Below are 20507 nucleotides of genomic sequence, written 5' to 3'. Positions count from 1 at the left end.
CGGCGTCAACCGTGACAGAGGGAGCGGACGTGGCGGAATTGCACACCGGTATCGGTCGTCAGCGGGGTGCCCGGCCGTGGCCGCTGCCCCGGCGCATCGCCACCCTGTCGGTGCACACATCACCCCTGCACCAGCCCGGCACGGGCGACGCGGGCGGGATGAACGTGTACATCCTGGAGGTCGCCCGCCGGTTGGCCGAGGCCGGCGTCGAGGTGGAGATCTTCACCCGGGCCACCTCCGGCGACCTGCCGCCGGTGGTGGAGATGGCACCCGGCGTGCACGTCCGGCACGTCACCGCCGGCCCCCTCGAAGGGCTGACGAAGGAGGAGCTGCCCGGCCAGCTCTGCGCGTTCACGGCCGGGGTGCTGCGGGCCGAGGCGGCCCGCCCGCCGGGCCACTACGACCTCATCCACTCCCACTACTGGCTCTCCGGGCAGATCGGCTGGCTGGCCAAGGAGCGCTGGGGGGTGCCGCTGGTGCACACCGCGCACACCCTCGCCAAGGTGAAGAACGCACAGCTTGCGGCGGGGGACCGGCCGGAGCCGAAGGCCCGGGTGATCGGCGAGGAGCAGGTGGTCGCCGAGGCCGACCGGCTGGTCGCCAACACCGAGGTCGAGGCCCGCGACCTGCTCCACCGGTACGCCGCCGACCCGGCCCGGGTCGCCGTGGTCGAGCCCGGCGTCGACCTGGGCCGGTTCCGCCCCGCCGCCGGGGACCGGCACGCCGCGATGCTCGCCGCCCGCCGCCGGCTGGGGCTGCCCGCCGAGGGGTACGTGGTGGCCTTCGTCGGTCGGATCCAGCCGCTGAAGGCCCCCGACGTGCTGATCCGTGCCGCCGCCGCGCTGCGTGAGCGCGACCCGCTGCTCGCCGACGAGCTGACCGTGGTGATCGTCGGTGGCCCGAGTGGCAGCGGGTTGGACCGGCCGACCGCCCTGATCGAGCTGGCCGGCTCGCTCGGGGTCGCCGACCGGCTGCGCTTCCTGCCGCCGTGCACGGGCGACGACCTGCCGGCCGTGTACCGGGCCGCCGACCTGGTCGCGGTGCCGTCGCACAACGAGTCGTTCGGGCTGGTCGCCCTGGAGGCCCAGGCGTGCGGTACGCCGGTGCTGGCCGCCGCCGTGGGTGGCCTGGTCACCGCCGTCCGGGACCAGGTCAGCGGGGTGCTGATCGACGGCCACGACCCGGTCGACTGGGCTCGTGAGCTGACCCGCCTGTTGCCCGACCGGGTGCGCCGGGCCACCCTGGGCCTGGGCGCCGAGCGGCACGCCCGCAACTTCTCCTGGGACCGGACGGTCTCCCACCTGCTCAACGTGTACGGCGAGACGATCGCCGAGCGGCGCGGCCGGATGGCCGCCCAGCTCGCCGGCGACCCCGCCCTGAGCTGTTCGTGGTGAGACGGGGCAGGGCATCGTGTCCATCGAGACCTCCGGTGCCCCTTCGCCGGCGGCGACCGTCCGGTGGGCGGGGCTGGGCGGCCGTAGAGTGGGGCGGATGAGCAGCGCGAAGAGCGAAGTCGCCGCCCTGATCGAGTCGGTGTGCGCGGAGCGGGAGCTGGTCGCCGAGTCCACCGGCGAGGCGTCGTACGCGGTCACCCTGCCCGGCACCCACAAGCTCAAGACGGTCTGCAACCTCATCGTCGGTGAGCACGCGCTGCGGGTCGAGGCGTTCGTGATGCGCCAGCCGGACGAGCGGCGCGAGGAGCTGTGGGCGTGGCTGCTGCAACGCAACGCCCGGATGTACGGGGTGTCCTTCTCCATCGACGCGGCCGGCGACGTCTACCTGACCGGCCGGGTCAACCTCGGAGGGCTCGACGAGGCCGAGCTGGACCGGCTGCTCGGCGCGGTGCTCACGTACGCCGACGAGTCCTTCGACACGATGCTGGGGATCGGCTTCGGCGCCGCCATCCGGCGGGAGTGGGAGTGGCGGGTCAAGCGCGGCGAGTCGACCGCCAACCTGGCTGCGTTCGCGCACCTCTTCGAGCCGTCGTCGGCGCAGGCGGGGGGTTCGGAGCCGTCCTGAGGGGTATGCCGCACCGCGCGGTGCGGCACTGGGACCGACCGCGCGCCGAGGACGGACTGTCGAGGAGCGTGCATCCCATGGCTCAGCGAAACAGCTCAGGTCGCGGCGGGACTGCGACCAGGACGAAACGGCAGGCGGGCAACCAGACCCCGAACACGCCGGGGATCTCCGAGTCGGAGATCTCCCGGATGAGGGCCGACGACATCCGTGGCCAGTTGCGTCGCCGCGGCGTCTCCGGGATCTCCGCCCTGCGTAAGCCGGAACTGGTGAAGACCCTGACCCGGACGCTGCGCGCCGAGGTCCGCTCCGGCGGCGCGGCGCGGGGCAGCACCGGGCCGGCGGGCCGGGCCCGTGGCACGAAGGCCGCAGCCGGCGCGCGCAAGGCGACCGGGGGTGCCCGCAAGGCGGCCCCGGCCCGGGCCAAGGCCACGGGGTCGCGGGCGAAGGCGGCCCCGGCGAAGGCGGCTCCGGCGCGGGCGAAGGCCACAGGGTCGCGGGCGAAGGCGGCTCCGGCGCGGGCGAAGGCCACGGGGTCGCGGGCGAAGGCGACCCCGGCCAAGGCGGCCCCGGCGCGGGCAAAGGCCACGGGGTCGCGGGCCAAGGCCGCTCCGGCTCGGGCCAAAGCGGCTCCGGCTGGGGCCAAGGCCGCTCCGGCTCGGGCCAGGGCGGCTGCCGCCCCGGCCCGGAAGGCGGCTCCGGCCCGCGGGACGACGGCGGCCGGTAATCGGCGGGCGGCCCCCGCCCCGGCCCGGAAGGCCGCCGCGAACCAGCGGCAGGCCGTTCCGTCGGCGGCCGGCCGGTCGGGCACCAACCAGCGGCAGGCGCCGGCCCCGGCTCGCCAGGGTGCCGCGAACCGGCAGCAGTCGGCCCTCCGGACCGGGGGTTCGACGTCCCGCTCGGTGCGGTCCTCGCAGCTCATCACGTCGATCCAGGACCGGCCGGAGCGCCCGGGGCGCAGCCTGGTCACCACCGACCACGACGTGATCCGGCGCTGGGCGGGGGAGCGCGGCGCGCGGCCGGCCACGATCGCCGGGACCGAGCGGGAGGGTCGGGCGGGGGTGCTGACGTTCAACATGCCGGGCTACCGGGAGAGCAGCCGGATGCGCGAGATCACCTGGGAGGAGTGGTTCGACACCTTCGACGTACGCCGGCTGAACCTCATCTACCAGGAGCAGTTGCGTGACGGGCGGCAGAGCAACTTCTTCCGCACCGAGTCGCCCGATCGGGCTGACGCCTGAGGGTTTGCGGGAATGCCCGGCGGGTAGACCCTGTTGGCTCAAGGCAACGCCGAGAAAGTGTGGTTCCCGGTTCCGGACGACGGTGCTGTGACCGGCGAGACAGCCGATCCGGGTTGAATCCGCAATCTGGGCGAACTAGCTTTATTGCACCGCGCCAAGCTCGGAAACGTTCGGGGGAGCGGCGGATCGATCAGATCCGTGCACGGGCGAGGCGCAGGGGAACGGATGGGTCACACCGTTGGGGGACGGTGCCATCCGGGGGATCCGGCGGCGCGAGCGGGCGACGCTTACGGGGGTGAGGGTCGCCCGCCGCCGCCGGGCACGTTGCGAGCGTCCACCACGGCCCAAGGTCGAGGTGGACGCTCTGCACGTTCCACGGCCCGGATCATGAAACGGCGCAGTTCCGGTGTCGTCGGCCCGACCGTCGGTGTCAACCGCGGCTGCCGGCTCCAGCGGCGGTCCTGGCCAGGTGCTGCCCTTCCCCGTGCCGCAGGGCGGCCACGTGGCGTTCCCGAGGCGGGCCGGCCAGGAGGTGCCCCCCGGCGGCCAGCAGGCCCAGCGCGCCGACGATCAGCCAGTGCCGGTCGCCGAGGTGCTGGAGGCTGAGCCCGCCCAGGGCCGGCGCGACGAACGACGCCGCCGGGAAGGCCAGGTAGAACACCGACTGGTAGCGGGCGCGCAGCCCGGGCGGGGCGAGGTCGGCGTTGATCTGTGCGTTCGGCGGGGCGGCGAGCATCGAGCCGGCCGTCCAGACCACCGCGGCGACCAGGTACGCCGGCAGCGTCCCGGCGAAGGCCAGGGCGCCGAAGCCGAGGGCGAGCAGCGCGGTCGACGCGGCGAGCACGACACCCTTTCGGTACCGGTCGATCAGCCGGGGCACGAAGAGCTGGCCGAGCACGATCAGGGCACCGCCGAGCGCCACCACCGTCCCGTACGCCGACGGCCCCAGCCCATCCGCGCGCATCGCCAGCGGCATGATCGTCGAGGTCTGCATGGTGAGCACGGCCAGCACGAAGGTGAGCCCGACGAAGACCAGGAACGTCCGGTCGGTGAGCGCGGTGTGCAGCCCGGGTTGGCGCGGCCGCCGGGCGCCTCCCGTCCGGGCGGCCCGGTGGCCGTCCGGGGACCGGGTGGACCGGACGCGGGCGAGGGTCTCGGGGACCTTCCACGCGATCACGACGGCGGCGGCCAGGGTGGCTGCCGCATCGACCAGGAACAGCGCCAGGAAGCTCGCCTCGGCGAGCAGGCCGGCCAGCAGCGAGGCCACGGCCATGCCCAGGTTGAACGCCCAGAACTGGAGGTTGAACGCGCGGGAACGGCGGTGCTCCGGCACCACGTCGACGATCGCGGCGACGAAGGCCGGGCTGGGCATGGAGTGCACCACCCCGACCAGGGCGGCCAGCGCGGCGATGGCGGCCAGGTGCCGGCTGAAGGCCAGCCCGACCATCAGCCCGGCGGTGGCGAGGTGCGCGGCGAGCAGGGTGGCCCGCCGCCCCCACCGGTCGGCCAGCACCCCGCCGAGCAGCACGCCTACCGCGCCGCCGGCCCCGTAGGCCCCGACCACCGCGCCGGCCAGCGCGGTGCTCGCCCCGCGCGCCTCGGCCAGGTACAGCGGCAGGAAGAGCATGGCGAACGCGCCGGCCCGGTTGATCAGCAGACCCGCCCAGAGGTACCAGAACGTGGCGGGCAGACCGCCTGCGGAGTCATGCCACCAGCGCCGCAGGGGCTGCATCCGACCTCCCGGTGAAGTTTGTTGACAATTCCGGCGTCGACGGTAGGAAGGCCAGGGCCGGGCGCGCCAGCGTGTTCCTGGTCACCGGGCCGGGGCGGCCCGGCGGTCGGGCTCCGGGGCGTACCCGTCGGTGGCGGACCCGACCGGCTCGGCGGGCGCGGTGGCCGCGGCCTCGGCGGCCTGTGGCGCCGGGGGGCGGACGACGGTGACCGGCTCGACCGGCGGGCGCAGCGCGACGGCCCGCCGCTCCCGGGCCGGGCCGGAGACCAGGTGGCCGACCGCCATCACCGCGCCGAGCGCCGCGCAGCCCAGCCAGAGCGCGCCGTTGCCGGCCTGCTGCCGGATCAGGCCGCCGAGCAGCGGGGCGGCGGCCCCGGCGAGCTGCCAGGACAGCGAGAACACCCCCTGGTACCGGCCGCGAAGCTCGGCGGGGGAGAGCTCGGCGATCAGGGTGGAGTTGGACGGCGAGTTGAGCATCTCGCCGACGGTCCAGACCAGCACGGTCAGCGCGTAGAACCAGGCGACGTCCGCGAACGCGGTGAGCCCGAAGCCGACCCCCATCACCACGGAGGCCAGGGCGAGCACGTGTGAGCGGCTGCGCCCCCGGATCAGCCGGGGGACGAAGAGTTGCCCGGCCACGATCAGCACCCCGTTGAGCGCGATCACCGTGCCGTAGGTCGACGGGCTCAGGCCGTCGTCGCCCATGGCGATCGGCAGCATCGAGATGTGCTGGAGGAAGACCAGCGCGCTGAGCAGGTTGAGCGCGACGAAGCCCAGGTACACCCGGTCGGTGAGGATGGTGCGCAGCGCGCCCCGGGGGCGGGCCGCCCCGGCGGCGAGCGCGACCGCGACGGCCGGGACCCGGGTCTCCCGCACCTTGACGAAGATGATCACGGCGGTGGCCAGGGTGGTGACCGCGTCGATCACGAACAGCAGCAGGTAGCTGGCCTCGGCGGCGAGCCCGGCGAGGATCGCGGCGCTGGCGAAGCCGAGGTTGATCGCCCAGTAGTTGAGCGAGAACGCGCGCAGCCGGTCCCGCTCCGGGACGACGTCGATCATCATGGCGCCGAACGCCGGCCGGGCCGCCTCGGCGAACAGGCCGAGCAGCAGCGCGCCGACGGCGACCGCCCAGAGTTCCCGGGCGAAGCCGAGGGTGAGCATCATGCTCGCCGCGCCGAGGTGGGCGGTGAGCAGCGTAGGTCGCCGGCCCCACCGGTCGGAGAGCGTCCCGCCCAGTGTGGTGCCGACCGCGCCGCCGACGCCCCAGAGGCGCTGAGCACCAGGCCGGCCGCGAGCTCGTCGAAGCCGCGCTCCTGGGTGAGGTAGATGGCCAGGAAGACCAGGACGAACGAGCCGAGCCGGTTGATCAGGGTGCCGGCCCACAGGTACCAGAAGGTCCTCGGCAGTCCGCCGGTGGTGTCCTGGAACCAGCCCCGCATCGTCCGCACGCTCGCGCCCCCGCCTCGGTAATGACCGACCTATCTAAAGCGCCTTACAACCTAGTCCCGCCCGTGATCGCCGGTCACCAGCTTTTCCACGTGGTGGTCGTCACCGCCCGTCCCCGCGTGTCCGCCGGAGGCGTACGGCAGGATGATCGGCATGACTGCGAGCGAAGGGCCCACCATCGGGACGCTGGTCCTGCTGCGGCACGGCGAGAGCGACTGGAACGCGAAGAACCTCTTCACCGGCTGGGTCGACGTCGACCTGACGGCCAAGGGTGAGGTCGAGGCGCGGCGCGGCGGCGAGCTGATGCGCGAGCACGGCCTGCTGCCGGACGTCGTGCACACCAGCGTGATGCGCCGGGCGATCCGCACCGCCGAGCTGGCGCTGAGCGCCGCCGACCGGCACTGGATCGCGGTGCGCCGGTCGTGGCGGCTCAACGAGCGTCACTACGGCGCGTTGCAGGGCAAGGACAAGAAGCAGACCCTGGACGAGTACGGCGAGGAGCAGTTCATGCTCTGGCGCCGGTCGTACGACACGCCGCCGCCGCCGATCGCCGACGACGACGAGTGGTCGCAGGTCGGCGACCCCCGGTACGCGCTGCTGCCGACGGAACTGATGCCGCGCACCGAGTGCCTCAAGGACGTCGTCGAGCGGATGCTGCCGTACTGGTACGACTCGATCGTGCCGGACATCCTGGCCGGGCGGACGGTGCTGGTGGCCGCGCACGGCAACTCGCTGCGCGCCCTGGTCAAGCACCTCGACCAGATCAGTGACTCCGCGATCGCCAAGCTGAACATCCCGACCGGCATCCCGCTGCGCTACGACCTGGACCCGCACCTGCGCCCGCTCACCCTGGGCGGGACGTACCTCGACCCGACCGCCGCCAAGGCCGCCGCCGCCGCGGTCGCCAACCAGGGCCGCTGACGACGTCGGAAGGGGCCCCTGCCGACGCCTCGTGCGCGGCAGGGGCCCCTTCCGGACCGGCTCACTCGGCCGACGAGGCGGGCTCCCCGGTGATCAGGTAGACCACGCGCTCACCGGCGTTGACCGCGTGGTCGGCGAACCGCTCGTAGAAGCGGCCCAGCAGGGTGGCGTCGATCGCCGTCTCCACCCCGTACGGCCAGTCGTCGCCGAGCAGCACCGCGAACAGGCTCCTGTGCAGGTCGTCCATCGTGTCGTCGTCGCGGTCGAGTTCGGCGGCGAGGTCGGCGTCGGGCTCGGCCAGCACCCTGCCGATCTTCTCGGCCATCCGGTCGGCGATCGACGCCATGTCGGTGAAGACCGTCCGCAGCTCCGCCGGCACCGCCGGGGACGGGTGCCGGCGCAACGCGGTCTTCGCCACGTGGTCGGCCAGGTCGCCCATCCGCTCCAGGTCGGCGGCGACGTGCAGGGCGGTGATCATGGCCCGCAGGTCGGAGGCGACGGGCGCCTGCCGGGCGAGCAGGTCGCAGACCCGCTCCTCGACGTGCCGGTAGAGGTCGTCGATCTCGGCGTCCCGCTCGATCACGGTCTCGGCCGCCTGACGGTCGGCGGTGAGCAGGGCGCGGGTGGCCTCGCGCATGGCGGCACGGATGGCCTCCGCCATGTCCACCAGCAACTGGCTGACGATCTGGAGGTCGGCCCGGAACTCGTCGCGCATCATCACGTCCTGTGGTCGGTGGTCGCCGGCCCGGCGGTCCGGGCGTCGGCGCAGGGGTCGAGCAGGTGCGCGACCACCGTAGGTCGGGGGAGATGACCGGAGGTGAACGCCGGTGAACGGCACGGGACCGAGGAGTGAACATTGCCGGAAGCGAGGGCGCTTCATCCCGTTTGTGGCGATACCCCGGTGAACAATGACCCTACGATCGCCGGGTGGAATGGGCGGTGACGGCGGCGATGGTCGTGGCGCTGGTGGCCGGGCTGGCCATCGGGGCGCTGCTGCCCCGGCTCGTGGGGGCGTGGCGCCGCCGCGGCCCGGCCGCCGGGAGCAGCGGGTTCGGCCGCCTGCTCCGGAGCAGGGGGAGGCCCGCGATGGTCGACGATCAGCAGACCGTCCTGTCCAGCCTCGGCCGCCGGACGGTGGACTCGCTGCGCGCCGGCGTCGTGGTGCTCGACACCGACGACGTGCCGGTCCTGGTCAACCCGGCGGCCCGGGCGATGGGGCTGCTGCGCACCGGGGCCACCCCCGGCACGATCGCCGTGCACCCGCTGATCCGTACGCTGGCCGGGCAGGTGCGCCGCACGGGCGCGCGGCGCGAGATCGAGCTGGACCTGCCGCGGGGCCGCGACAACGCCGGCCCGGGCCCGCTCGGCGTGCACCTGCGGGCGATGGCGGTCGGCGGCGGGCACGTGGCGGTCGAGGCGGCCGACGTCACCGAGTCGCACCGGCTGGCCCAGGTCCGCCGGGACTTCGTGGCCAACGTCAGCCACGAGCTGAAGACCCCGATCGGGGCCCTGCAACTGCTCGCCGAGGCGCTGCTGGACGCCACCGAGCCGGCCGGCGCGGCGGCCCTCGACCTCCCCGAGGACCTGGTCGCCGCCCGCCGGTTCGCCGAGCGCATCCAGCACGAGTCGACCCGGCTGGGCCGGCTGGTGCAGGAGCTGCTGGAGCTGACCCGGCTCCAGGGGGCCGAGCCGCAGCCCGCGCCCGAGCCGGTCGCGGTGGACTGGGTGGTCGCCGAGGTGCTCGACCGCACCCGCACCAGCGCCGCCGCCCGCCGCGTCGAGGTGATCATCGAGGGCGAGCGCGGGCTGACCGTGTACGGCAGCGACTCCCAGATCGCCACCGCCGTGGCCAACCTGGTCGAGAACGCCGTCAACTACTCGGGCGAGGACACCACGGTCCGGGTCACCGCCCGGGCCGACGGCGAACACGTCGCGATCTCCGTCGCCGACCAGGGGATCGGGATCGCGCCGACCGACGTCGAGCGGGTCTTCGAACGGTTCTACCGCGCCGACCAGGCCCGGTCCCGGGCCACCGGCGGCACCGGGCTGGGCCTGGCAATCGTCAAACACATCGTCAGCAACCATGGCGGACGGGTCGAGGTGTCGAGCACTCTGGGGGGTGGGTCGACGTTCACCCTCCGGCTGCCCGCCCGTCCACCGGACGACCTCCTGCCGACAACGCCGTCCGGTGGGATCGAGGCCGGCCCGGCCGAGCCCCGGCAGGCCTGACCCCGCGATGAAAGGACAAACCCGTTGAGCCGCGTTCTGGTGGTCGAGGACGAGGAGTCGTTCTCCGACGCCCTGTCGTACATGCTCCGCAAGGAAGGCTTCGAGGTCTCGGTCGCGGCCACCGGCCCGGCAGCCCTCACCGAGTTCGACCGGACCGGCGCCGACATCGTGCTGCTCGACCTGATGCTGCCCGAGATGTCCGGCACCGAGGTGTGCCGGCAGCTCCGCCAGCGCTCGCACGTGCCGATCATCATGGTCACGGCGCGGGACAGCGAGATCGACAAGGTGGTCGGCCTGGAGATCGGGGCCGACGACTACGTCACCAAGCCGTACTCGCCCCGGGAGTTGGTCGCCCGTATCCGGGCGGTGCTGCGCCGGCAGAGCCAGGAGGCGACCGACTCGGGCACGCCGACCCTGACCGCCGGCCCGGTGCGGATGGACATCGAGCGGCACGTGGTCACCGTGGACGGGGGCAGCGTGCAGCTCCCGCTCAAGGAGTTCGAGCTGCTGGAGCTGCTGCTGCGCAACGCCGGCCGGGTGCTGACCCGGGGGCAGCTCATCGACCGGGTCTGGGGGGCCGACTACGTCGGCGACACCAAGACCCTGGACGTGCACGTGAAGCGGCTGCGCTCGAAGATCGAGCCGGAGCCGTCCGCGCCGCGGTTCATCGTCACCGTCCGCGGACTGGGCTACAAGTTCGAGCCGTGACCGGGCGGGGCCCCGACGTGCGGGGCGGCCCGGCCGGCTGACCGCCGCGGGGCCTCAGCCGCTGGCCGGGTGCGGAGCGACCTGGCCCTGGCGGAGCCGGGCCGTGCACAGCTCGGCGAGCTTCGCGTACGCGGGCGCGCCGATCAGCGCGGTCAGCTCCGGGCCGTACGAGACGTACATCGACTCGGCGCCGACGTGCGCGTCCGTCGACGAGGTGCACCACCAGTCCAGGTCGTGCCCGCCCGCGCCCCAGCCCCGGCGGTCGAACTCGGTCAGGGTGGAGATCAGCACCTTGGTGTTGTCCGGGCGCTTGTGCCACTCCTGGTCCCGCCGGACGGGAAGCTGCCAGCAGACGTCCGGCTTGTACTCCAGCGGGTGCACCCCGTCGCGCAGCGCCTGGGCGTGCAGCGCGCAGCCGCCGCCGGCCGGGAAGTCGGCGTCGTTGAGGAACACGCACGGGGCGTCGACGTCGCGGGTGGCGGTGCGCCGGGCGGGATTCTCGCCGTCGATGGTGTCGTCGGAGGTCCAGTTCCTGAACCCGCGCCGGAAGTGCTGCCAGGTCCCCGGGGTGAGCCGCCTGACCGCCGCCCGGACCCGCTTCTCGTCGTCCGGGTCGGTGAAGAACGCGCCGTGCGAGCAGCAGCCGTCGGCGGCCCGGCCGGCGACGATGCCGTGGCAGCCCTTGCCGAACACGCACGTCCAACGGGACAGCAGCCAGGTCAGGTCGGCCCGGACCACGTGCGTGGCGTCGGCCGGGTCGACGAACTCGATCCACTCCCGGGGGAAGTCCAGCCCGACCTCCCGGTTGCGCGGGTCGTCGGGATCGTCGACCAGGGCCCGGATCTCGATCTGGCTCGTCACCCGGCCCAGCGTACGCCCGGTCGCCCGGTCCCACCGGCGAGCCGACGATCCGGCCAGGCCCTACTGTCTTGAGCATGCGACTGGGAGTCCTCGACGTCGGGTCCAACACCGTGCACCTGCTGGTGGTCGACGCCCACCACGGCGCGCACCCCTGGCCCGCGCACTCCGAGAAGGTGGTGCTCCGGCTCGCCGAGCAGATCGGCCCCGACGGCGCGCTCACCGAGGCGGGGGCGGACGGCCTGGTCAAGGCGGTGGGCGCGGCCCGGGCCGCCGCCGCCGGGCTGGACGCCGCCGACCTGATCGCGTTCGCCACCTCCGCCGTGCGCGAGGCCACCAACGCGCAGGAGGTGCTGGCCCGGGTGCGCGACGAGACCGGCGTACGCCTGGAGGTGCTCTCCGGCGCGGACGAGGCGCGGATGACGTTCCTCGCGGTGCGGCGGTGGTTCGGCTGGTCGGCCGGGCGGCTGCTGGCGCTGGACATCGGCGGCGGCTCGCTGGAGATCGCCGCAGGCATCGACGAGTACCCGGACGTCGCGGTGTCCCTCCCGCTCGGCGCCGGCCGGCTGACCCGCGACCGGCTCCGGGTCGACCCCGACAGCACGGCCCCGCCGTCCGTCGAGGCCGTGGAGGAACTCCGGGAGTACGTCGACGGGCTGCTCGACCCGGTGGCGGAGAAGATGGCCGAGATCCGCTGGGAGCGCCCGGTGGCCACCTCGAAGACGTTCCGCACGCTGGCCCGGCTGGCCGGCGCGGCCCCGTCCGGTGCCGGGCTCCGGGCCCGGCGCAGTCTGACCCGGGACGGCCTGCGGCAGGTGCTCGGCTTCGTCCGGCACATCCCGCCGCGCCACCTGTCCGAGCTGGAGGGGGTGAGCGTCGGGCGGGCACACCAACTGCTGGCCGGGGCGGTGGTGGCCGAGGCGGTGATGCGCCGGCTCGACGTGCGGTCGCTGGAGATCTGCCCGTGGGCGCTGCGCGAGGGGGTCATCCTGCGCCGGCTTGATCAGCTCACGCCGATGTGAGAAAACGTGGCGTTACGCGGTGGTTTGCGACCGCTCGTCACGATGCCGCAATCGGGCCGGGCTACGCTGGCTGGTGTGACTTCCCGCGTGCCGGTGCTCCTGTCCACTTCCTCGGTCTTCCCTGAGCGGACTGCGGCGGCGTTCCAGTTGGCCGCGGCGCTCGGCTACGACGGCGTCGAGGTGATGGTCTGGACCGACGCCGTGAGCCAGGACGCCGGCGCGCTGCGCGGCCTGGCCGAGCACTACGGGGTGCCGGTGCTCTCCGTCCACGCGCCCTGCCTGCTGGTCACCCAGCGGGTGTGGAGCCCCGACCCGTGGGAGCGGCTGCGGCGGGCCGGCGAGCTGGCCGAGACGCTGGGGGCGCCGACCGTCGTGGTGCACCCGCCCTTCACCTGGCAGCGGGACTACGCCCGCAACTTCGCCGACGGGCTGGCGACGATCGCCGACCGGTTCGACGGCGTGCGCTTCGGGGTGGAGAACATGTACCCGGTGCGGATGGCCGGCCGGCAGTTCGTCCCGTACGTGCCGGGCTGGGACCCGACCGAGACCGGCTACCCGTCGTACACGCTCGACCTGTCGCACTGCGCCGCGTCGCACACCGACTCGCTGGAGATGGCCGACCGGATGGGCGATGCCCTGGCCCACGTGCACCTCGGCGACGGCACCGGCGAGGGGCGTGACGAGCACCTCGTCCCGGGGCGAGGCACGCAGCCCTGCGCCGAGCTGCTCCGGTCGCTCGCCGGGCGCGGCTTCACCGGCTCGGTCGCCGTGGAGGTCACCACCCGGGGCGCGAAGAGCCGCGCGGTCCGCGAGGCCGACCTGCGCGAGGCCCTGGAGTTCGCCCGCGCCCACCTTACCGCCCCGTCCCCGGTCGACGCCTGATCGCCCCGGCGCGGTCGGTTCCCGCCCCGGGCCGAACGGCGGCCGGCGGGTCGGGTCAGCTCACCGGGCTGAGGGACTCGTCGGCCGGCGCGGCAACCTGATCGCCGATCGCCGCGCGCTTGCGGGCCCGGTGCGCGGCCACGTGCGAGCGGGTCGCGCAGCGCTCCGAGCAGAACCGCCGGCAACAGTTCGACGAGGTGTCCAGGTAGACGTTGCCGCAACGCTCGTCGGCACAGACCCCGAACCGGGCGCTGCCGTACTCGCAGAGCCAGACCGACAGCCCCCACGCGGCGCCGGCCAGGTACTCCGCGCTCACCGACGCGCCCCGGCTGGTCACATGCATGTGCCAGTCGCTGGAGTCGTGGCCGGAGATGCGCGGCTGAACCGGGTACGCCTCCAGCAGCGTGTTCAGCTCGGCCACCGCCTGGACGTCCCGCCCGGAGGTGCCGTAGTCGAAGATGTCGCGCAGGCGCTTCTGTGCCCGCCGGAAGATCGCGAGGTCCCGCTCCGCGACCTCGTCGCGCATCCACGCGTTGTCGTCAGGGAAGATGGCCCGCAGGTCGTCGAGGTCGTCCAGTCGGGCGTTGACGAGGTCAACCCCGGTCCGGGCGTACGCGTCGAAGTTCACGCCTTCAACCGTAGACGACTCAGGGGAGTCGCGGTGTGTCGATGTAGTGCGGCAGGAACCGGGCGTAACCGTCGGTGATCAGACTCCGGCTCTCCCGGACCCCCGCGCCGGCCGGCTGCCCGTCGACGATCCAGCTGCCCAGCACCACATGGTTGCCGGCGAACTCCGGCAGGGCCCGGAACTCCTGGTAGCAGAAGCCCTCGTCGCCGTAACTGCCCGGATTGGTGATCTCCTTGCCGCCAGTGACGATCCGCACCGAGCCGCCCTCCCGGCCGAGCAGCGGCTTGGCCACGTACTCGGTCATGTCGCGCGGCGAGTCCAGGTACGCCGGCAGCAGGTACTCGTGGCCGGGGTACAGCTCCCACAGCACGGCGAGCAGCGCCTTGTTGGACAGCAGCAGCTTCCACGCCGGCTCGATCCAGGTGGTCGGGGTGCCCGGATCCAGCGCCAGCGGGCCGTACGGCTCGGCGAGCATCCACTCCCAGGGGTAGAGCTTGAAGCAGGTGGTGACGGGACGGTCGGCGGCGTCGACGAAGCGCCGGCCGTCCCAGCCGACGTCCTGAATCGGCAGCAGCTCCGCCGCGAGCCCGGCCTGCCGGGCCGTCTCGGCGAGGTACCCGGCGGTGATCTGGTCCTCGCCGGACTCCTCCTCGTTCGACCAGGCCACGTGCACCTGCTTGTCGTGCAGGTCGGCGCCGAATTTCGCCCAGGCGGCGACGAGCCGCTCGTGCAGGCTGTTCCACTGGTCCGACTCGGGGCGGGTCTGCTCCAGCCAGAACCACTGGACGATGCTCGCCTCGACCAGCGAGGTCGGGGTGTCGGCGTTGTACTCCAGCAGCTTCGGCGGCCAGGTGCCGTCGTAGCAGAGGTCGAAGCGGCCGTAGAGGCTCGGCGGCGCCTCGCGCAGCGACCGGGCCACCGCCTCGGCCGCCCAGGCCGGGATGCCCAGCTCGGCGTACCGGTTGCGGGCCACGATGTGCTCGGCGGCGGCGACGGACATCCGGTGCAGCTCCGCGGTCGCCTCCTCCAGCCGGAGCACCTCCTCCAAGCCGAAGACGTACGCCGCGGTCTCGTCCCAGTACGACATGATCCCGCCGTCGGGCAGCTCGGTGTCGATGTAGACCAGGCCCTGCGAGCGGACGGTGGCGTCCCAGTCCGGGCGGGGGGTGACCGCCTCTCGCCGCACGTCAGCCCCCGCAGGAGGCGAGGTGGGTGCCGAACCCGCCGCGCTCCGGCACGGCCGCCGTGACCGGACCGGGCTCGGTGCGGGTGGCGGTGGTGGCGGTGGCGGTGGCGGTGGCGGGCACGTTCATCGCCAGCGCCACGGTCGTCCCGCCACCGACCGGCCCGAGTGCGCAGTCGTCATCGTCGTCGGAGGACATGTTGCAGCCGGAGAGGGTGAGCGCGAGGGCGGTCAGCGCGCCGAGCTGCACGGTGGCCGACCGGAGTCGGCGTCGGGGACGTTCTTCCACGTGGATTGTTGTAGCCGATCCGCGCCACCTCGGCAGCCCCGGGGCACGGGGTCGACGTACGGCGACCGCCTCCCGGCGCGGGGACACGCCCGGGCGTTACCCTCGGCTCATGCTCCGTTCCGTCATCCTTGCCGCCTCCCGGTCATCCCAGGTCGAGCGGCTCGTCGCGACGGCCCCGTTCACCCGGGACGTCGTCCGCCGTTTCGTCGCCGGATCCGGCACCGACGACGCGTTACGCGCGACCCGCGAACTCGTCGCGGACGGCCTCGCGGTCACCCTCGACAACCTCGGCGAGGACACCGTCACCCCCGAGCAGGCCACCGCCACCCGGGACGAGTACCTCAGGCTGCTGAGGCTGCTCTCCGGCGCCGGGCTCACCCCCGCCGCCGAGGTCAGCGTGAAGCTCTCGGCGCTCGGCCAGATGTTCGACGAGCAGCTCGCGTACGACAACGCGCGGGCGATCTGCGCGGCGGCGGACGAGGCCGGCACCACGGTCACCCTGGACATGGAGGACCACACCACCACCGACTCGACCCTGGACGTGCTGGCCAGGCTGCGCAAGAGCTTCCCGTCGACCGGCGCGGTGCTCCAGGCGTACCTGCGGCGGACCGAGTCGGACTGCCGGGAGTTGGCGTCGGTCGGGTCCCGGGTGCGGCTGTGCAAGGGGGCGTACAAGGAGCCGGAGTCGGTGGCGTACCAGTCCGCCCGCGAGGTGGACAAGTCGTACGTGCGGTGCATGAACATCCTGATGTCCGGCGACGGGTACCCGATGCTGGCCACCCACGACCCGCGCCTGATCGCCATCGGCGAGGACCGGGCCCGCTGGTTCGACCGGGGATCCGACCGCTTCGAGTTCCAGATGCTCTACGGCATCCGGCCGGAGGAGCAGGCCCGGTTGGTCGGCGAGGGCTACCGGGTCCGCACCTACCTGCCGTACGGCACCGACTGGTACGGCTACCTGATGCGCCGGCTCGCCGAGCGCCCCGCCAACCTGGCCTTCTTCGGCCGGGCCCTCGTCTCGAAGAGGTAGGCGGGCCCGGACGGCCGCGGCGGCGCTCGCCCGAACGGCCCGGAGGTCGTAACCTTCGGCGGGTGACCGATGGGCTGGACAGGTGGGACGAACCGCGGCGACGCAAGCCATGGCCGCTCCTGGTCGCCCTCGGCGTGGTCCTCCTGCTGCTCGCCTGCGGCCTCCCGGCCGTGCTGCTGGTCGGCGTCCTGCACGAGGCCGCCGGCCGGTCCGTGGTCGGCAAGCTCGGGCCTGCCGACGCGGCCGACCCCGCCACCGTGGCGGCCGGTCAGCTCGGCGAGCGGATCGCGGCCCAGCTCGACCGCCAGGCCACCGCCCTGCTCGGCGGTGACCGGGCCGGGTTCCTCGCCGTCGCCGAGCCGGCCGCCCACCCCGCCCTCATCCGCCGGTACGGCGCCCTGCGGGCGCTGCAGGTCACCGTCTGGCGGCCCGAGCAGACCGGCCAGCCGACCCTGGTCCCCGGCCGGCCCGACGAGTGGCGGATCGTGGTCCGCTTCCAGTACTGCTTCGTGGTGCCCGGCTGCCGGCCGAGCCCTGTGCTGATCGGCACCCGGTGGCGCGACGTCGGCGGGGCGCCCCTGCTGGTCGCCATGGAGGAGTCCCGGTCCGTCGAGACCGGCACCCGGCCGTGGGAGGTCAGCGACCTGGTGGTCGCGGTCGGTCCGCGTACCGTCGTGGCCACCACCCCGGCGCTGCGCGGGAAGCTGCCCGGCCTGCTCCGCCAGGCCGAGGCGGCGGCCCGGGTCGCCGACGGGTACGCGGTCGGGGGCGCGCCGCCCGACCGGTACCGGGTCTTCTACGCCGGCCGCGCCGAGTGGCTGAGCTGGTACGGCGGCGGCCGGGCGACGTGGACCGGCGGGTACGCGGTCACCGTCGGCGGTGGTCACTACGAGGTGGTGCTCAACGCCGACGGACTCTCCGCCACCGGCGCCGACGACCTGCTCCGGCACGAGCTGACCCACGCCGCGTCCCTGCCCGACCGCGGCTACCCGGGCACGTCCACCTGGTGGCTGGTGGAGGGGATCGCCGAGTACGCGGGCACCGGCGGAACGCCGGTCGGCCGGTACGAGGGGCTGGCCAAGGTGCGCCAGATGCTCGCCCCGGGCGGCGGCTGGAACGGCCGGCTGGACGACCTGGCCCCGGCCGACGACGCCTCCGCCCCGCGGGTCGGCGGCAGCTACGGCGTCAGCTACCTGGCCGTGCGGCACCTCGTCGACCGGTTCGGCGAGCAGCGGGTCCTGGCGTTCTTCAGGGCGGTGGTGCACGACCGGCGGACGCCGGAGAAGGCGTCCGTGGAGGCGTTCGACGAGTTTTGGGCGGGGCTGCACGACGAGTGCGTCAACTACGCCCGTTCGGCGGCCGGCTGACCGCCACCGGCCGACAGCAGTCTCTCCGCCAGCGCGTGACAGCGCCTCCCGAGCTCCGGGGGGTCGAGCACCTTGAAGTCGTGCCCCAACAGGAGCACGTGCATGAGCACGAAGTCGAGGCTGCCGGCGCCACTGAGCACCTCGCAGAGCTCGCTCCCGCGCCGTCGTACGACGGCCGCCGACGCCGGGATCTGCGCGCGCACCGTGTCGGCCGACGCGTACACGAGGAAGCGCGCCCGGTGCGGGTAGACCCGGCTCGCCACCCCCTCCTGCACGTACGTCGCCGCATCGGGTGCCGCGCGCGGGCGGAAGCGCCAGGTCCGTGCCGACACCTCGGTCATCCGGTCGAGGCGGAAGCTGCGCCAGTCGTCGCGGTCGAGGTCGTAGGCGAGGAGGTACCAGCGCCGGTCGGAGGCGACCAGGCGGTAGGGCTCGACCCGCCGCCGCGCCTCGCTCCCGGACGGGTAGTCGAAGCCGGCCTCGACCCCGTCGCGGCAGGCCCTGGCCAACGTCATGAGCACCTCGGGGTCGACCGGCGGGCGGCCGCCGCCGAAGGATTCCACCGAGCCGGAGAGCGCACGCACCTCGTGCCGCAGGCGGCTGGGCAGCACCCGGTCGAGCTTGGTCAGCGCCCGGAGTGCGGCGTCGCCGGCGCCGGCGACCCCGCCACCCGCGCCGGCGAGCAGCGAAACCGCGGTGGCGATCGCCTCCTCGTCGTCGAGCAGCAGCGGCGGCAGGTTCTGTCCCGGGCCGAGCTGGTAGCCGCCGCCGACACCCTGGCTGGCATGCACCGGATAGCCGAGCGTGCGCAGCCGCTCGACATCACGCCGTACCGTGCGCGGCGTGACCCCGAGCCGGTCGGCGAGCTCGGGGCCGGTCCAGACCTGGCGCTGCTGCAACAGCCCGAGCAGGGTGAGCACCCGCTCCGTCGTACCCCGTTCGTCACCGCGTGCCACGCCCATGTCGCCCACCCTGCCAGGAATAGCGGACCGAATCCGTCCGCCAGGGGTGTCAGGGTGGCTCCATGGACGCAGAAGCACTCGACTGGAACCGGACGCTGCGCGAGCAGTTCGAGTTCCACTGGAACCATCAGCTCCGAGCCCGGCTCGCCGGCCTCACCGACGACGAGTACTTCTGGTCGCCGGTGCCGGACGCCTGGAGCGTGCGACCGCGCGGCAGCTCGACCGCGCCCGTGCAGGGCGGCGCCGGGGACTTCACGATCGACTTCGCCTTCCCCGAGCCGGTCCCCCCGGCCGTCACCACGATCGCCTGGCGGCTCGGCCACGTCATCGTCGGCGTGCTCGCCACGCGCAACGCCGCGCACTTCGGCGCGCCGGCCGCGTCGTACGAGACCTGGGAGTACGCCGGCAGCGCGGCCACCGCGCTCGCCCAGCTCGACGCCCAGCTCGACGTGTGGCTGGCCGGGGTGCGCGACCTCGGCGAGGCCGGGCTCCGGGTGCCGGTCGGCGCGAAGGAGCCCTTCCCCGAGTTGTCCATGGCCGATCTGGTGCTGCACATCCACCGCGAGCTGATCCACCACCTGTCCGAGGTCTGCCTGCTGCGCGACCTCTACCCGCATCCGGAACCCGCCACGAACGGAGCAGTCCGATGAGCCGCCACATCCAGGTCACCCTGGACGCCCACGACCCGCGGGCGCTGTCGTTCTTCTGGCGCGACGCGCTGGGCTACGTCCACCCCGGCCCGCCCGGGGTCGACCTGCCCGAGGACGCCGACCCGATGGCCGCGTGGGACGACTTCCTCGCGCGGATCGGCGTGCCGCAGGAGCAGCGCAACACGAGTTCGGCGATCGAGGATCCGGACGGGCGCGGCCCACGGCTCTTCTTCCAGCAGGTGCCGGAGGGCAAGGTCGCCAAGAATCGCGTCCACCTCGACGTCCGGGCGGCTCCCGGCCTGCGGGGGGAGGAGCGGATGGCGGCGCTGGAGGCCGAGTGCGACCGGCTCGCCGCGCTGGGAGCGACGCGCGTACGTCGCTACGAGCCCGATCCCCCGATGGGTGCCGGCTTCATCGTGATGACCGACCCCGAGGGCAACGAGTTCTGCCTGGACTGATGCAGCTCAGCCGTGGTCGCTGCAGCTCAGCCGTGGTCGCGGGAGTCGCGGCCGGTCCTGCGGCCGAGGTGTGGCCCGGCGGTGGCGGGGTGCCCCAGCCCCCATGATCGACCGCTGTCGGGGCCGCCGGGTGGGCCTGCGACACTAGGCGCGCTCCCAGCGCGGAGCCCTGGTGCGCGTCCGGAAGCGGGCCAGGGCACCCGTCCGGTGGCTCCGGTGGCGCCGCCGGAGCCACCGGACGCCTTCCGCGCTGGTCGCGTAGAGCACGAGAGTGGAAGCGGGACGCCGGCGACGACCGGGCGGAAAATCCCAGATTCAGGGCCGAGGAAACCCTTGTCAGGGCATGATCAGTTGTGGGAAGGGATCGCGCCGGTCACAGCCGTCCCGCTACCGTACTGGTAACACGCGCGTAGCCGTCCTGGCGGAGCATCCCGTCCGGCGGCACGCGCCGGGCATGGGATGGGGCGTGAGCCATGGCCGGGTCGCAGTCCGACGGTCGGCTGTCGGAGGTCAAGTTCCTCACCGTCGCCGAGGTGGCGACGGTGATGCGGGTGTCCAAGATGACGGTCTACCGTCTCGTACACAGCGGTGAGTTGACCGCCGTGCGGGTCGGCCGGTCGTTCCGGGTGCCCGAGCACGCGGTGCACGAGTACCTGCGGGGCGCCTTCCAGGAGACCGCCTGATCCGTCCGTTTGATCCGTTCCTGGCCACCCGGCCGGATGCGACGTAACGGGCATCGGCGGGGGCGCGTTGGTCCCGCTGACGCTCTCCGGTTACCCTGGACCGGACCGTAGCCTGACACCGGTGCGCCCCACCGCCCGCCAGTCGGTCCGGTCCGTTGTCCGCAAGCGGTCGTCGACGCCACTGCGTGGTGTCATCCGGTCC

General features: G+C 73.7%; 20 protein-coding genes and 1 pseudogene. 13 read left to right on the top strand and 8 right to left on the bottom strand.

Going from position 1 to position 20507, the window contains the following annotated elements:
* Positions 1–29 precede the first annotated feature (29 nt).
* The 3 genes from mshA (at position 30) to ACQPZO_RS27905 (ending at position 3257) form a co-directional block, all read left to right on the top strand.
* Positions 30–1394 carry a D-inositol-3-phosphate glycosyltransferase gene (gene mshA / locus ACQPZO_RS27915; RefSeq protein ID WP_433344855.1) on the top strand — a complete coding sequence of 455 codons (1365 nt, stop codon included), beginning with the start codon at positions 30–32 and terminating at the stop codon, positions 1392–1394.
* A gap of 97 nt (positions 1395–1491) precedes the next feature.
* On the top strand, positions 1492–2019 hold the full coding sequence (locus ACQPZO_RS27910) for a YbjN domain-containing protein (protein ID WP_433344854.1): 528 nt from the start codon (positions 1492–1494) through the stop codon (positions 2017–2019).
* 188 nt (positions 2020–2207) lie between these two features.
* On the top strand, positions 2208–3257 hold the full coding sequence (locus tag ACQPZO_RS27905) for a hypothetical protein (RefSeq protein WP_433351302.1): 1050 nt from the start codon (positions 2208–2210) through the stop codon (positions 3255–3257).
* 430 nt (positions 3258–3687) lie between these two features.
* On the opposite strand, the gene ACQPZO_RS27900 is transcribed toward ACQPZO_RS27905, so the two are convergent.
* Both ACQPZO_RS27900 and ACQPZO_RS27895 read right to left on the bottom strand, forming a co-directional pair.
* A complete protein-coding gene (locus ACQPZO_RS27900) occupies positions 3688–4989 on the bottom strand; it encodes an MFS transporter (protein WP_433344852.1) in 1302 nt (433 codons plus the stop codon).
* Positions 4990–5070: 81 nt separating this feature from the next.
* Positions 5071–6437 (bottom strand): annotated as a pseudogene (locus ACQPZO_RS27895) (MDR family MFS transporter).
* 151 nt (positions 6438–6588) lie between these two features.
* Here ACQPZO_RS27895 and ACQPZO_RS27890 point away from each other — a divergent pair.
* A complete protein-coding gene (locus tag ACQPZO_RS27890; RefSeq protein WP_433344850.1) occupies positions 6589–7356 on the top strand; it encodes a phosphoglyceromutase in 768 nt (255 codons plus the stop codon).
* Positions 7357–7417: 61 nt separating this feature from the next.
* Here ACQPZO_RS27890 and phoU read toward each other — a convergent pair whose 3' ends face one another.
* Positions 7418–8071, bottom strand: a complete 654-nt coding sequence (gene phoU, locus ACQPZO_RS27885; protein ID WP_433344848.1) for a phosphate signaling complex protein PhoU — start codon at positions 8069–8071, stop codon at positions 7418–7420.
* Between the two features lie 212 nt (positions 8072–8283).
* Between phoU and ACQPZO_RS27880 the strand changes: the two genes are divergently transcribed.
* Positions 8284–9585: a sensor histidine kinase gene (locus ACQPZO_RS27880; RefSeq protein WP_433344846.1), complete on the top strand. Its 1302-nt coding sequence runs from the start codon at positions 8284–8286 to the stop codon at positions 9583–9585.
* A gap of 24 nt (positions 9586–9609) precedes the next feature.
* Positions 9610–10293 carry a response regulator gene (locus ACQPZO_RS27875; RefSeq protein ID WP_396670433.1) on the top strand — a complete coding sequence of 228 codons (684 nt, stop codon included), beginning with the start codon at positions 9610–9612 and terminating at the stop codon, positions 10291–10293.
* Between the two features lie 54 nt (positions 10294–10347).
* Here the strand turns inward: ACQPZO_RS27875 and ACQPZO_RS27870 are convergent, their stop codons facing one another.
* Positions 10348–11154 (bottom strand): hypothetical protein, encoded by an 807-nt coding sequence (locus ACQPZO_RS27870; RefSeq protein ID WP_433344845.1) that lies wholly within the window; start codon positions 11152–11154, stop codon positions 10348–10350.
* Positions 11155–11228: 74 nt separating this feature from the next.
* Between ACQPZO_RS27870 and ACQPZO_RS27865 the strand changes: the two genes are divergently transcribed.
* Complete coding sequence (locus tag ACQPZO_RS27865; protein WP_433344844.1) at positions 11229–12173, top strand: Ppx/GppA phosphatase family protein; 945 nt, start codon at positions 11229–11231, stop codon at positions 12171–12173.
* Between the two features lie 75 nt (positions 12174–12248).
* Positions 12249–13055, top strand: coding sequence for a sugar phosphate isomerase/epimerase family protein (locus ACQPZO_RS27860; RefSeq protein ID WP_433344843.1), 807 nt, complete (start codon positions 12249–12251; stop codon positions 13053–13055).
* 55 nt (positions 13056–13110) lie between these two features.
* Here ACQPZO_RS27860 and ACQPZO_RS27855 read toward each other — a convergent pair whose 3' ends face one another.
* From ACQPZO_RS27855 to ACQPZO_RS27845, 3 genes are read right to left on the bottom strand one after another with little or no spacing between them, the layout of a single operon-like run.
* On the bottom strand, positions 13111–13683 hold the full coding sequence (locus ACQPZO_RS27855; protein ID WP_433344842.1) for a CGNR zinc finger domain-containing protein: 573 nt from the start codon (positions 13681–13683) through the stop codon (positions 13111–13113).
* A 19-nt stretch (positions 13684–13702) separates the two neighbouring features.
* A complete protein-coding gene (locus ACQPZO_RS27850; RefSeq protein WP_433344840.1) occupies positions 13703–14869 on the bottom strand; it encodes a glutathionylspermidine synthase family protein in 1167 nt (388 codons plus the stop codon).
* Position 14870: 1 nt separating this feature from the next.
* Positions 14871–15155 (bottom strand): hypothetical protein, encoded by a 285-nt coding sequence (locus ACQPZO_RS27845; RefSeq protein ID WP_433344838.1) that lies wholly within the window; start codon positions 15153–15155, stop codon positions 14871–14873.
* 109 nt (positions 15156–15264) lie between these two features.
* On the opposite strand from ACQPZO_RS27845, the gene ACQPZO_RS27840 reads away from it, so the two are divergent.
* Positions 15265–16185, top strand: a complete 921-nt coding sequence (locus tag ACQPZO_RS27840; RefSeq protein WP_433344837.1) for a proline dehydrogenase family protein — start codon at positions 15265–15267, stop codon at positions 16183–16185.
* A 62-nt stretch (positions 16186–16247) separates the two neighbouring features.
* The gene (locus ACQPZO_RS27835; RefSeq protein ID WP_433344835.1) at positions 16248–17552 is read left to right on the top strand and encodes a hypothetical protein; all 1305 of its coding nucleotides are present in this window, start codon (positions 16248–16250) and stop codon (positions 17550–17552) included.
* Here ACQPZO_RS27835 and ACQPZO_RS27830 read toward each other — a convergent pair.
* Positions 17528–18514, bottom strand: a complete 987-nt coding sequence (locus tag ACQPZO_RS27830) for a helix-turn-helix transcriptional regulator (protein WP_433344834.1) — start codon at positions 18512–18514, stop codon at positions 17528–17530. The genes ACQPZO_RS27835 and ACQPZO_RS27830 overlap by 25 nt on opposite strands.
* A gap of 62 nt (positions 18515–18576) precedes the next feature.
* Between ACQPZO_RS27830 and ACQPZO_RS27825 the strand changes: the two genes are divergently transcribed.
* From ACQPZO_RS27825 to ACQPZO_RS27815, 3 genes are all read left to right on the top strand, one after another.
* Entirely contained in the window at positions 18577–19164 is a 588-nt protein-coding gene (locus ACQPZO_RS27825; protein WP_433344833.1) for a DinB family protein, read from the top strand.
* Complete coding sequence (locus ACQPZO_RS27820) at positions 19161–19622, top strand: VOC family protein (protein WP_433344832.1); 462 nt, start codon at positions 19161–19163, stop codon at positions 19620–19622. Before ACQPZO_RS27825 ends, ACQPZO_RS27820 begins: the two co-directional genes overlap by 4 nt.
* 473 nt (positions 19623–20095) lie before the next feature.
* Positions 20096–20305, top strand: a complete 210-nt coding sequence (locus ACQPZO_RS27815; RefSeq protein WP_007465625.1) for a helix-turn-helix domain-containing protein — start codon at positions 20096–20098, stop codon at positions 20303–20305.
* The last annotated feature ends 202 nt before the right edge of the window (positions 20306–20507 follow it).

Origin of the sequence: Micromonospora sp. CA-111912 (assembly GCF_050948415.1) — a bacterium.
Taxonomy (GTDB): Bacteria; Actinomycetota; Actinomycetes; order Mycobacteriales; family Micromonosporaceae; genus Micromonospora.
Note: the sequence above shows the minus strand (reverse complement) of the source record. Positions and strands in the feature narration are given on the sequence as shown.